We start from the raw sequence: 12,490 nt of genomic DNA on the forward strand, positions 1-12,490 counted from the left end.
CGCGGACATACCCCAAGAGTCACCCGCGCGGCTCGATCGCCCGCCAGAACAGCTCGACGATCTGCTCGCGATAGTTCGGGTCGAGCTCCGGCGCCGCCGCGCCGAGGGCGTGGCGCATGAAGTGGGGCACCTGCAGGCTCGAGCCGAACGCCGTCGCCAGCGAGCTCGGCGACGGCGCGACGATCCGGCCCGCGTCCGCCAGCTGGGTGAACCACGCCACCACGGCGCGGTGCGAACGCAGCCCTGGCCAGCCCTCCTTCTCCCAGTTGAGCACCTTCGAAGGCTGGGTCTTGGCCGCCGACAGCACCGAGATGCACGGCATCTGCTGGACCAGGAACGCGTCCATCTTGGCCGCCAGCTCGTGCAGCTGCTCGAGCACCGGCCGCTCGTCGGGGCCCTTCTCGAGGTCGGCGACCCAGGGCGGGCTGCGGGGGATCAGCGCCCGCACCATCAGCTCTTGCTTGGTCCGGAACCGCTTGAACAGCGCCGCCTGCGACACCCCGAGCTCCTGGGCGATCACGTCCGTCGACACGCTCGGGCCGTGCTCGAGGAAACACCGACGCGCGGTGTCGAGGAGCTCATCGTCGCTGAAAGAACGCGGTCGCATCGCCGATTGGAGGGTGCCACCTTCTGAATAACACGCCACCCTCTCCAATCACCGGACGCTCACACCTGCGCGCCCGCCGCCGCGCGTGTGGACGCGCTCGCTTCCGGACGGTCGCCCGGCCCGCTGCCGGACCCAGCTCGATTCCGCACATCCCGAATTTCGGCTCCTGAGCGGTGCTAGCCCGGCAAATTCAAAGTAAGTGATTGCTCATTTATTTTTCTTGCGCCCGCCCGGGCCCCGAGTTAGAACGTGCTCACTCACTAACTAAATGCCCCAAAAGGCGCGCGTTCACGCCTGCCTGAAATCGCCGGACAATGTCATCACCTGTGATGATACGACCCTGGTCGATGCATTTATGGCGCGTGCGAATGGCACGCGTGCGGACAATCGAAGCTACTCACATTCCGAGGCGGCCCCAGCAATGACACCCGTGCACCTCTCACGCCTGCTCCTCGGGGCGGCGCTGCTCATCCCCTTCGCGTGCGACAGCGGCGACCAGCCGAAGATCGGTCTCCCCCCGGCGCGCGCGGCCGACGGCGCTGACGCCCCCAAGGTCCCGGGTCCCCCGCCGCGGCCCGAGCAGGGGCCCGCCGCCGCTGCGCCGACCGCCAGCGCCGCCGGCCGCTACGTCGCCACCGCCCTGCCCAAGCACAGCGCCGACCTCAGCCCGCGCATGAGCGGCACCCTCACCGACGTGATGGTGGAGGAGGGCGAGCGGGTCAAGAAGGGTCAATTGCTGTTCCGCCTCGACGCCCGCGCCAGCCGCCTCGGCATCGCCCAGGCCGAGGCCTCGCTGCAGGGCGCCACCATCCAGCGGGACAACGCCCAGCGCGAGCTCGAGCGCCAGCAACGCCTGGCCCAGTCCGGCACCATCTCCGCCGCCGTGCTCGAGCGGGCCGAGGCCACCTTCACCAGCGCCAGCAACGGCATCAGCCAGGCCGAGGTCGCCCTGTCGATGGCCAAGCGCAACAGCGGCGACTCCACCGTGTCGTCGCCGATCGACGGCGTCGTCACCAAGAAGGCCAAGCACGTCGGCGAGTCGGTGACGATGATGCCGCCGACCGTCGTGATGGTCGTCCAGGACCAGTCCGTCATCGAGCTGCGCGCGCGCATCCCCGAGGCCGCGCTCAAGACCATCCGCGAGGGTCAGACGATCACCGCCCACTTCAGCGCGCTCGAGCTGGCCCGCAGCGCCACCGTCGTGCGCATCCAGCCGACCGTCGACGCCCAGACCCGCACCATCGAGATCGTCGCCGACGTCGCCAACGCCGACAACCTGCTGCGCCCCGGCATGTACGTCGAGGTCGAGCTGACCCCGCCGGCCGCCGAGGTCGCCGCCGCCCCGGCCGCGGCCGGCAAGGAGCAACCCGTCGCCAGCGCCAAGCGCAAGCGGTCGCCGACCGCGGGGGCCAAGCTGTGAAGCTCGCCGAAATTTCGATCAAACAGCCCGTGTTCGCGGCGATGCTGATCGCCGCGCTCATGGTGTTCGGCCTCTACGCGCTGCCGCGCATCGGGGTCGAGATGTTCCCCAGCGTCGAGTTCCCGGTCGTGACGACCACCGTCGTCTACCCGGGCGCCGACCCGGCGACCATGGAGTCCAAGGTCGCCGACCCGATCGAGGAGGCGCTGCAGTCGCTGAGCGGCGTCAAGCGCATGACCTCGCGCAACTACGAGGGCGTCACCGCGGTGATCCTCGAGTTCGAGCTCGAGGTCAACGGCGACCAGGCCGTGCAGGACGTCCGCGACAAGGTCGCCGCGATCGAGCGCGAGCTGCCGAACGGCATCGACCCGCCGACGGTGCAGAAGCTCGACGTCGGCGCCACCCCGGTGCTCTCGGTCGCCCTCGCCGGCCAGCTGCCGATCGGCGAGCTGACGCGCATCGCCAAGGACGAGGTCAAGCAGCGCATCCAGCAGATCCCCGGCGTCGGCATCGTCGACGTCATCGGCGGCCGCGAGCGCGAGATCAAGGTCCTCGTCAACCCGGCGCGCATGACCGGCTTCGGCCTCACCGTCGACGACGTCATCAACGCCATCAAGGCCGGCAACCTCGAGCTGCCCGCCGGCTACATCAAGAGCGGCGGCAACGAGCTCACGATCAAGACCAAGGGCGAGATCAAGAGCGCCGGCGAGATCGGCGACATCGTCATCGTCGGGGTCGGCGGCGCCGCGATCCGCGTCAAGGACTGCGCCGAGGTGCTCGACGACGTCGAGGACGCCCGCTCCGCCTCCTACCTCGACGGCAACGCCGCCATCGGCCTCATCGTCCGCAAGCAGAGCGGCGCCAACGTCGTCTCGCTGGCCGAACGGATCCGCGAGGAGCTGGTCGAGATGGAGCCGCTGCTGAGCAAGCACGGCATCACCGCGGCGATCCCGACCGACAACTCGGTGTTCACCGAGCACGCGATCCACGACGTGCAGTTCGACCTCGCCCTCGGCGCGGCGCTGACCGTCCTCTTGATCCTCATCTTCCTCCACGACTTCCGCGCGACCTTCATCGCCGCGGTGGCGATCCCCACCAGCATCGTCGCGACCTTCGCGTTCATGAGCTACCTGGGGTTCACCTTCAACAACATCTCGATGTTGGCCCTGTCGCTGTCGATCGGCATCCTCGTCGACGACGCGATCGTGGTCATCGAGAACATCTACCGCCACCTCGAGATGGGCAAGGGCCGCATGCGCGCGGCCCTCGACGCGACGTCGGAGATCGGCCTCGCCGTCATCGCCACCACCCTCTCGCTGGTCGCCGTGTTCGTGCCGGTCGCCTTCATGAAGGGCATCATCGGCCGCTTCTTCTTCCAGTTCGGTATCACCGTCTCGGTCGCCGTGCTGCTGTCGATGCTGGTCTCCTTCACCCTCACGCCGATGCTGTCGTCGGTGCTGATGCGCCACGGCCACGAGCACCAGCCCGGCTGGTTCGCCCGCACCTTCAACCGCGCCTTTGGCGGGTTCGAGCGGGTGTACACCGCCATCCTCGGCTGGGCCCTGCGCTGGCCGTGGACCACCGTGCTGCTGGCCGTGCTCTCGCTGGTCGGCTCGGTCGCCCTCGTCACCCGCGTGCCCGGCGAGTTCATGCCGAGTCAGGACCGCTCGCAGTTCGCCGTCCAGGTCGAGCTGCCGACCGGCACCGGCCTCGAGGCCACCATCACCACCGCCGAGGCCGTCGCCGCCGACCTGCGCGAGCACCTGCCCGGCGTCAAGACCACCTTCACCACCATCGGCGGCGGCCAGCAGGCCCAGGTCAACAAGGCCGAGATCCAGGTCATCCTCATCGGCCGCCACGACCGCGGCTTCGGCCAGCGCGACGCCATGCAATGGGTCCGCGACCGCATGACCGGCATCGACGGCGTCCAGGTCACCGTCGCCGAGATCAACGCGCTCGGCGGCGACGGCGGCCGCAGCCAGCCGATCCAGTTCTCGATCCGCGGCAACGACCTCGCCGAGCTCACCGCCGCCGCCACCGCCCTGCGTGACGAGCTGGCCCAGACCGGCAAGTTCGTCGACCTCGACGTCACCTTCCGCGGCGGCAAGCCCGAGCTCGCCGTCCACGTCGACCGCAACAAGGCCGCCGACCTCGGCGTCCCGATCGCCTCTGTCGCCCGCACCATCCGCTCGCTCATGGCCGGCGACACCATCTCCGACCTCAAGGACGGCTCCGACATCTACGACGTGATCGTGCAGATGCCCGAGGCGCAGCGGACCCAGATCGAGGCGCTCAGCAACCTCAAGGTCCGCGCCACCACCGGGCAGATGATCGACCTCGCCAGCCTGGTCTCGGTCGAGCGCGAGTCGGGCCCCAGCGAGATCGAGCGCCAGAACCGCCAGCGCCAGGTGCTGCTGCTGGCCAACCTGCGCGACGCCACCCTCGGCGAGGCCCAGCAGATCCTCGACGAGGCCGCCGCCCGCGTCATCCCGGGCCACCTCAGCACCGGCTACATCGGCAACGCCGAGATGATGAAGGAGTCGTTCGAGGCGATGCTGCTCGCGCTCGGCCTGGCGATCGTGCTCGTCTACATGATCCTCGCCGCCCAGTTCAACAGCTTCGTCCAGCCGGTCGTCATCATGATCTCGCTGCCGCTGTCGGTCATCGGCGCCTTCGGCGGGATCTACCTCGCCGGCATGACCCTCAACGTGTTCTCGTTCATCGGCCTCATCATGCTGATGGGCCTCGTCACCAAGACCGCGATCCTCCTGGTCGACTTCGCCAACGACGAGCGCAAGCGCGGGCAGGAGATCGTGCCCGCCCTCGTCAACGCCGGCCGCGTCCGCCTGCGCCCGATCGTCATGACCGCCGCCGCCACCATCTTCGGCATGGTCCCCGTCGCCCTGGCCCTCGGCGAGGGCGGCGAGGCTCGCGCGCCGATGGCCGTCATCGTCATCGGCGGCATGATCACCTCGACGGTCCTCACCCTCGTCGTCGTCCCGGTCTCCTACCTCCTGTTCGACCGCATGGTGACCGCCCGCTCGACCCGCTGGATCGCCCGCAAGCTGTTCGGCGACGCCCCGGCCGAGTCGCTCGACTAGCAGGTACGACATGGCCTTCGGGACATGCTGTCCCGAAGGCCATCCGCCGTCGCAGCCGCGACGGTCCTCTCGAAAATCTCACACTGTCACTTTGGCCCATCCAGGCGCCGCCCGTCGCGGCGGCGCCAGATCGAGCACTGCCGCATGATCGCCATCGCCTCCCTCTTCGTGGTCGCCCTCGCCGCTCCGCCCGTCGACGCCGGCCCCGTGCCCGACCCGCGCCGCGCCGCTGGCGTCGACTCGGCCGCCTCCCGGACCGTCGCCGTCGATGTCGCCGAGCTCGAGCAGATCCTGCGCGCGGGCCCGCTCGGCAAGGGCCTCGCCCCGGTGGCCGGCGGGCTCACCGACGACGCCGTCGCCGAGCGAGCGATCGCCGTGTCGCCGTCGCTGGCGATCAAGCAGGAGGCGATCGAGCGCGCCGCGGCCCGCGTCGACCAGGCGATCGTCAGCTTCTTGCCGACGCTCGGGGTCAAGGCCAGCTACTCGCGGCTGTCCAAGGCCGCGATCAACTTCGGCGGCGGCGCCAGCGTGGCCGCCGTCAACGGCCCGTCCGAGGGCGTCGCCCCGATCGTCGTCGGCGACTGCCCCGGCGGCGGGGGCCAGTGCGCGCTCGATCCGGCCGGCGTGCCGCTCGTCATCACTCCGCCGTTCAAGATCCAGATCCCGCTCAACTCCTACTCGCTGTCGGCCAACCTCTCGGTCCCGATCTCCGACTACATCCTCTCGCTCGCGCCCGCCCGCAAGGGCACCCTCGCCGCGCGCGAGTCGGCCGTGTTCGCCCGCGACGCCGAGCGCGTCAAGGTCCAGACCGACGCCCGCCTCGCCTATTACAACTGGCTGCGCGGCGTCGCCTCGCTGGTCGTCATCGAGGACTCGCTGCAGCGGACCCAGTCGCGCCTCGTCGACGCCGAGAACCTGTTCGCCGCCGGCTCCGCCACCCGCTCCGACGTGCTCCGCGTCGACGCCCTCGTGTCGTCGCAGCAGGCCGCGATCGCCGACGCCCGCGCCTTCCGCAAGATCGCCGAGCGCAACCTCGCCGTCATGATGAACGAGCCGACCCGCGCCTACGACGTCGGCGAGGACATCCTCGCCCCGCCGCGCGACCTCGGCGAGCTGCCCACGGTCGACGACCTCATCGCCGAGGCCCAGGACAACCGCCTCGAGGTCCGCTCGCTCGAGCGCGCCGTCGACGGCACCCATCAGAACATCCGCGCCACCCGGGCCGGCTACTACCCGCGCCTCGACGCCTTCGCCGACGCCCTGTACGCCAACCCCAACCAGCGGTTCTTCCCGCTGTCGCCCGTGTGGCGGGCCTCGTGGTCGGTCGGCGTGCAGCTCAGCTACACCATCAACCAGAGCCTGCGCACCAAGGCCCAGGTCCGCGAGCTCAAGACCAACAAGCGCGAGCTCGAGCTGCAGGCCGAGCAGTTGCGGCGCGCGATCGCCATCGAGGTCGCGCAGGCCTTCCACGACCGCGAGCGCGCCATCGCCGGGATCGAGCTCAGCACCCGCGGCCTGGCCTCGTCGGTCGAGGCCTACCGCGTCGCCAGCGAGAACTACAAGCAGGGCGCCGCGACCACCAACGAGATCATCGCCGCCGAGGGCGAGCAGGTGCAGGCGGCCCTGCGCGCCGTCAATTCGCGCATCGACCTCCACGTCGCCACCACCCGCCTGCTGTACGCGACCGGCCGCCTCAACCCGAAGTGAGCGCCCGTGTTATGCATCGGCGTGACATGACCGGCGCCGACGACGACCCACGCGACGACGAGGACGACGAGGACGACGACGCCGACGAGCCGCCGCCCCCGCCCCCGGACTTCACGCGCGAGCAGTTCCTCGAGTGGCGCTCGCCGCGATACGGCGCCGCCAACCCCGAGCGTCTTACCAATCCGGTGTGGACCTGGCTCGTGCGGGCCGGCGTCAACGCCTGGAGCGTCACCCGGCAATTCGACGGCCCCTCGGCCCTCGCGGCCGGCCCCGGCTGGTGCTTCGAGCGCTTCGGTCGCAGCACCACCGAGCTGCCCGACGGGCGCCAGATCCTCGTCGCCGGCGAGCACGAGGACTACTACGACCCCGACTTCTTCATCTACAACGACGTCGTCGTCCGCCACCCCGACGGTCGCATCGACATCTTCGGTTACCCGCGCGACGTGTTCCCGCCGACCGACGGCCACTCGGCCACGCGCGTCGGCGACCGCATCATCCTCATCGGCAGCATCGGCTACCAGAACGAGCGCCGGCCCGGCCACACGCAGGTGCTCGCGCTCGACCTCGGGACCTTCGCCATCACCACCATCCCCACCGGCGGCGAGATGCCCGGGTGGATTCACGGCCACGGCGCCGCGCTGACCGACGACGGCCGCGCGATCGTGGTCCAGCGCGGCAAGCTCGAGCTCGGCGGTGACACCTCCCTCGTCGAGAACATCGACGACTGGCGGCTCGACCTCGACACCTGGCAGTGGCAGCGCCTCACCGATCGCCGCTGGCCTCGCTTCGAGCTCCACCGCGAAGACCGTCAGCGCAATCACCTGTGGGATCTGCGGCAAGCCTGCTGGTATCGCGAAGTCGGCTGGGGCGACCAGCTCGCGGAGCAGCTCGAGAAGCTCGACACGGCGCTCGGAGCCCCGCCCGACCTCGACCTCGCCGGGCAGCTGTTCCGCCCGTCCATCGCCCACGAGGTGCTCAAGGACGACGACGACGCGTACAACACCGTCCGCGTCCGCGTCGACGGCGTGGTCGTGCGCTTCGTCGACAACGGCCATTCGTTGCAGATGACCGTCGAGGGCGAGCTCCCCGAAGCCACGGTCCGAGCGATCGCCGACGAGCTGCGGGCCAAGCTCGAGCTGCTCGAGCGGACGTCCTATACCTCGAAGCGGCTGTGATTCACGCCGGCGCTGTCGCCCTTCCTCCGACATCGCCGGCCGTGAACCACGCATCCTGGTGCGGCCTGCAAAATTTCGTGCGTCGCGGCGGCTCCCGATGACCGGAAGCGGCGGGAGCCTGCACTACCTCCCAGGTCCCTCGTCGGCCCCGGGCTCGTGATGACGTCGCCACGCTCTTCTTCCACCACCAACGCGAGCGCCTGGCTGGCGCTGCGCGACTACCTCGCCGACGCCTACAACAATCAGGACATGCGGCTCCTGCTCGAGCTGACGCTGCTCGCCGAGGCGGGTTCGCGGCTGCCGGACGAGCGGGTCTCGCCGCACGAGTTCGCCCACAACCTCTGCAGCCTCATCCAGCGCCACTCCGGCTACCCGGTGCCGGAGTTCTGGAAGCAGCTGGCCGACGACAGGCCCCTGCGCGCCCCCGAGGTCTACAAGCTGCGCACGATCTTCGAGGCGGCCATGGCCGCTTCGGGTCGGCCCCCGCCGCCCCCGCCGAAGCCGCCCCGTCGCCGTCCGTTCACCGCGCCGCCGCTGCTCACCGCCGCTCTGATCACCGCCATCGGCGCCGGCACGGCCTACTGCGCCGCGACCCGCAACGGCGACTCGCTGATCCCCAAGAGCACGATCATGTGCAACGACGGCACGCCCTCGCCGACCTGCACCGAGCCTCACGGCGGCTGCTGTTCGACCCACGGCGGCATCAAAAAATAGCCTGAACGACCTTACCGCTCGCGCGACGGCGCCGCGATCGCTCGCGGCGTCGTGATGGATCTCTGTTGCCCATGCACGACCACGACCACGCCAACAGCCTCTCGATCGGCGGACCGAACGGCATACGCATCTCCGCACCGGCAGCCCCTGCGCGTCGAACCTCGGACGCACCGACCCGCCTCGCCGACCCGCGCACCAGCGTCGCGGTCCAGCGCGGCCTGGCGGCGCACGGCCGGCTCATCGTCGGCGGCGTGGCGATCCTCGGCGGCGTCGTCCTCCTGTCGTGGCTCGCGCTCGTCAGCAGCCTCGCGCTTCCGGGCCTGTTGGTGCTGCCCGGCGTGGTCGCTGCCGCGGCGCTGTGGATCGCCGCCGCCGTGATCCACGTGATCGCGCGCGACAGCCGGCGCTCGCTCGCCGCGGCGCGCGAGCAGCGGATCCTCGCCCTCGCCGCGCGCACGCCCGGCCCGCTGACCGTCGTCGAGGTCGCGCGCGCGCTCGACCTCTCGCTCGCCGACGCCGAGGCCGCCCTGACCGCCATGAGCCGCGGCGGCCACATGGACGCCGACATCGACCTCGACAGCGGTCGACTCCAGTTCTCCCTCGCAGCCCGCCCCGCATCCCTCGCCCAGGACCTTCGCCCATGAATCAACTATCGACCTTGCCGCCCCCGCGCTCGCCCGCCCCTGCTCCGCTCGCAACCCCGCCGGTGTTCGACCCGCGGTGGGCCCAGGCGATGCAGGCCGGCCCCGGCCAGCAACCCATGGCCTCTCCGCCTCAAGGCCAGGCGCAGGCGTTCGGCCAGCCCGGGGCCATGCCCGCCCAGAACATGATGTACCCGGCCCAGGGCTATCCGCAGCCGATCAACATCGTCGTCCAGAACACCAACACGATGACGCAGGGCCCGGCCGCCGGGGCGCTCGTGCGGGTCGCCGATCGCAACAAGTGGGTCGCCGCGCTCCTGGCCTTCTTCCTCGGCGGCTTCGGCATCCACAAGTTCTATCTCGGCCAGACCGGCATGGGCATCGTCTATCTGCTGTTCTTCTGGACGCTGATCCCGATGGTCATCAGCCTGATCGAGACCTTGCTGCTGGTCCTCGCCAGCCAGCGCGAGTTCGACGTGCGCTTCAACTCGCGGCTGGCGCGCTGAGCGTCGAGCGAGTCGTGCCTGTGGCTCGCAGCCGGGGCCGCGTCGCCGCGCTGCAGGCCGCACGGCCGGTGATTTGAATGCGCCGACTCGGCGCGATTGGCGGGTCCGAGCAATCGCGCTCGCCGGCGGCGAATGTCCGCACCTCGCGCGCGTGACGGCGCCGTCACCTCGCGCCGGTCCCGCTCCTGCGGCGAACTCGGCTTTCGCCATCGGGGCCGCAGGCGCCCGCGAATGTGCACTGGGCGTGAACGCGCGCGCGGTCGGGCGAACTCGGCGTCGCTGCGCAGCATCGCCCACGCGCGGAAGCGTGCGCGCGCGGATCTTCGTGTCCGCGGGCGCAGCTTCGCATTCGAAGTCGCCGCGCAATCGCCCGTGTTGACGCCGTCTCGCCGCTCCACCTATCTTGCGAAACGAGGGCCTGAGGCCCCCGAGCGATGGCTGTCGACGTTACCAATCCCACTTCGGTGCTGCAATCCAGCGACGCGATCTTCACCCTCGACGTCGGCGGCGCCTCGCTGCGGGTGGTCCGCTTCAGCGGCCGCGAGGCGATCTCGAGTCCGTTCGAGTTCCGCATCGAGGTCGCCGGCATCGACCTCGACACCGAGGGCGTGCTCGGCCAGACGGCGGTGCTCACGATCGAGGGCGCCGAGGCTGCGCGCCACGTGCACGGCATCGTCTACGACGCCGAGTACATCGGCCACACCCGCGAGTTCGACCTCTACGAGCTCAAGGTCGGGCCGTCGGCGCACCTGCTGCTGCACCGCAGCGACTGCCGGATCTTCCAGGACAAGACCACCGAGCAGATCGTCAGCGAGGTGCTGACGCGGGCCGGCCTCGGCAAGGACCGGTTCCGGTTCGCGCTGACGGGCAAGTACAGCCCGCGCAACTACTGTGTGCAATACCGCGAGACCGACCTCGCCTTCGTCAGCCGCCTGCTCGAGGAGGACGGGATCTGCTACTGGTTCGAGCACGACGAGGGCAAGCACGTGTGGGTGATGGCCGACAGCAGCCAGGCCCACCCGGCGATCGCCGGTGACTCGACCGTGTGGTTCAACCCGCCGGACGGCGCGATCCAGGACCGCGAGCACGTCAAGGGCTTTCGCTTCGGCGGACGGATCCGCACCGGCACCGTCTCGCTGCGCGACAAGAACCTCCACAAGACCGACCAGAACATGGAGGTCAAGGAGACCGGCAAGGCCAAGCCCGAGCTCGAGGCCTACGACTTCCCCGGCGAATATCAGGACCCCGGCCGCGCCGGCCCGCACGAGGGCCAGATGCTGGCGAAGATCCGGCTCGAGGAGCTGCAGGCCGCGCGGCGCCGCGGCGAGGGCGTCAGCGACTGCCCGCGGCTCACGCCCGGCATGACGATGACGCTCGCCGGTCACTCGCAGCAGGAGCTCAACACCCAGTACCGCATCGTCGAGGTCCAGCACCGCGGCGAGCAGCCGCAGGTGCTCGACCACGACGGCCAGGAGGCCAGCTCGTACGACAACACCTTCGCCGTCACCGAGCTCAAGGTCCAGTTCCGGCCGGCCCGCGTCACCCAGCGGCCGGTGATGCGCGGCCTGCAGTCGGCGGTGGTCACCGGGCCCGAGGGCGAGGAGGTCCACGTCGACAAGTACGGCCGCGTGCGCATCCAGTTCCACTGGGACCGCGAGGGCGCGTTCGACGACACCAGCACCTGCTGGTGCCGCGTCAGCCAGCTGTGGGCCGGCAACGGCTGGGGCGCGATGTTCATCCCGCGCATCGGTCACGAGGTGTTGGTCGATTTCCTCGAGGGCGACCCCGACCGGCCGATCATCACCGGGCGCATCTACCACGGGCAGAACGAGGTGCCGTACCCGCTGCCCGAGCAGAAGACCAAGAGCACCATCAAGTCCGACAGCTCGCTCGGCGGCGGCGGTTACAACGAGTTCCGCTTCGAGGACAAGAAGAAGGAGGAGCAGATCTTCCTCCACGCCGAGCGCAACATCGACGTGCGCGTCAACAACGACGCCTTCTCGACGGTGTGGAACAACTCGCACGTGACCGTCGGCCACGACGAGGGCGGCACCGCCGGCGACAGCTTCGTCCAGCTGTTCCACGACCACCACCTGAAGATCCACCGCAACACCAAGGCCCACCTCGGCGGCGACGTCGAGCTGCTGATCGGCGGCATCGACGGCGTCGGCCGCCTCGACATGCACACGCTCGGCGACAAGCTCGAGCTGATCGACGGCGACCGCCACGAGCACACCCGCAAGAACACGCTCGAGAAGGTCGACGGGCACGTCTCGCGGATCGTCGACGGCAACGAGCAGACGACCATCGGCGGCCGCCTGGCGATCGAGGCCGCCGACGAGATCCACCTGCGCTCGAGCAAGATCGTGCTCGACGCCGGCAGCGGCCTCACGATCCAGGGCCCCGGCGGGTTCATCACCATCAACGCCGGCGGCATCTACATCAAGGGCAACATGGTCTACATCAACAGCGCCGGCGCGCCGCTGCGCGGGACCGACGCCGCCCCCAACACCGCGAGCGACGCCAACGACGCCGCCCCGACCGCGGCGACGCCGTCCGAGCGCGGCTCGAAGTGAGCTGATCGCGACGGCCCGCGGCGGCCCGATCGGGTCGCTACCG

At 70.1% G+C, this 12,490-nt stretch carries 9 protein-coding genes; 8 read left to right on the forward strand and 1 reads right to left on the reverse strand.

Annotation, left to right across the window (positions count from 1 at the left end; translation table 11 throughout):
- Window positions 1-19: 19 nt before the first annotated feature.
- Entirely contained in the window at window positions 20-607 is a 588-nt protein-coding gene (locus POL25_RS14395) for a TetR/AcrR family transcriptional regulator (protein ID WP_272086573.1), read from the reverse strand.
- Window positions 608-1,037: 430 nt separating this feature from the next.
- Between POL25_RS14395 and POL25_RS14400 the strand changes: the two genes are divergently transcribed.
- The 8 genes from POL25_RS14400 (at window position 1,038) to POL25_RS14435 (ending at window position 12,447) form a co-directional block, all read left to right on the forward strand.
- Complete coding sequence (locus tag POL25_RS14400) at window positions 1,038-2,027, forward strand: efflux RND transporter periplasmic adaptor subunit (RefSeq protein WP_272086574.1); 990 nt, start codon at window positions 1,038-1,040, stop codon at window positions 2,025-2,027.
- Window positions 2,024-5,128, forward strand: a complete 3,105-nt coding sequence (locus POL25_RS14405; protein ID WP_272086575.1) for an efflux RND transporter permease subunit — start codon at window positions 2,024-2,026, stop codon at window positions 5,126-5,128. The genes POL25_RS14400 and POL25_RS14405 overlap by 4 nt, the downstream gene beginning before the upstream one ends.
- Window positions 5,129-5,272: 144 nt before the next feature.
- Window positions 5,273-6,835 (forward strand): TolC family protein, encoded by a 1,563-nt coding sequence (locus POL25_RS14410; RefSeq protein ID WP_272086576.1) that lies wholly within the window; start codon window positions 5,273-5,275, stop codon window positions 6,833-6,835.
- 26 nt (window positions 6,836-6,861) lie between these two features.
- Entirely contained in the window at window positions 6,862-8,010 is a 1,149-nt protein-coding gene (locus tag POL25_RS14415) for a Kelch repeat-containing protein (RefSeq protein ID WP_272086577.1), read from the forward strand.
- Window positions 8,011-8,169: 159 nt separating this feature from the next.
- Window positions 8,170-8,724, forward strand: a complete 555-nt coding sequence (locus tag POL25_RS14420) for a hypothetical protein (RefSeq protein ID WP_272086578.1) — start codon at window positions 8,170-8,172, stop codon at window positions 8,722-8,724.
- Window positions 8,725-8,795: 71 nt separating this feature from the next.
- Window positions 8,796-9,368, forward strand: coding sequence for a hypothetical protein (locus POL25_RS14425; RefSeq protein WP_272086579.1), 573 nt, complete (start codon window positions 8,796-8,798; stop codon window positions 9,366-9,368).
- Window positions 9,365-9,871: a TM2 domain-containing protein gene (locus POL25_RS14430; RefSeq protein ID WP_272086580.1), complete on the forward strand. Its 507-nt coding sequence runs from the start codon at window positions 9,365-9,367 to the stop codon at window positions 9,869-9,871. The genes POL25_RS14425 and POL25_RS14430 overlap by 4 nt, the downstream gene beginning before the upstream one ends.
- A 434-nt stretch (window positions 9,872-10,305) precedes the next feature.
- On the forward strand, window positions 10,306-12,447 hold the full coding sequence (locus POL25_RS14435) for a type VI secretion system Vgr family protein (RefSeq protein ID WP_272086581.1): 2,142 nt from the start codon (window positions 10,306-10,308) through the stop codon (window positions 12,445-12,447).
- Window positions 12,448-12,490 lie beyond the last annotated feature (43 nt).

The sequence above is a fragment of the Nannocystis bainbridge genome (genome assembly GCF_028368995.1).
GTDB lineage: Bacteria > Myxococcota_A > Polyangia > Nannocystales > Nannocystaceae > Nannocystis > Nannocystis bainbridge.

Bases quoted from the DNA above. Each gene is read 5' to 3' on its own strand.
- POL25_RS14395 (WP_272086573.1), bottom strand. From the start codon at position 607: ATGCGACCGCGTTCTTTCAGCGACGATGAGCTCCTCGACACCGCGCGT.
- POL25_RS14410 (WP_272086576.1), top strand. From the start codon at position 5,273: ATGATCGCCATCGCCTCCCTCTTCGTGGTCGCCCTCGCCGCTCCGCCC.
- POL25_RS14415 (WP_272086577.1), top strand. From the start codon at position 6,862: ATGACCGGCGCCGACGACGACCCACGCGACGACGAGGACGACGAGGAC.
- POL25_RS14420 (WP_272086578.1), top strand. From the start codon at position 8,170: ATGACGTCGCCACGCTCTTCTTCCACCACCAACGCGAGCGCCTGGCTG.
- POL25_RS14425 (WP_272086579.1), top strand. From the start codon at position 8,796: ATGCACGACCACGACCACGCCAACAGCCTCTCGATCGGCGGACCGAAC.
- POL25_RS14430 (WP_272086580.1), top strand. From the start codon at position 9,365: ATGAATCAACTATCGACCTTGCCGCCCCCGCGCTCGCCCGCCCCTGCT.
- POL25_RS14435 (WP_272086581.1), top strand. From the start codon at position 10,306: ATGGCTGTCGACGTTACCAATCCCACTTCGGTGCTGCAATCCAGCGAC.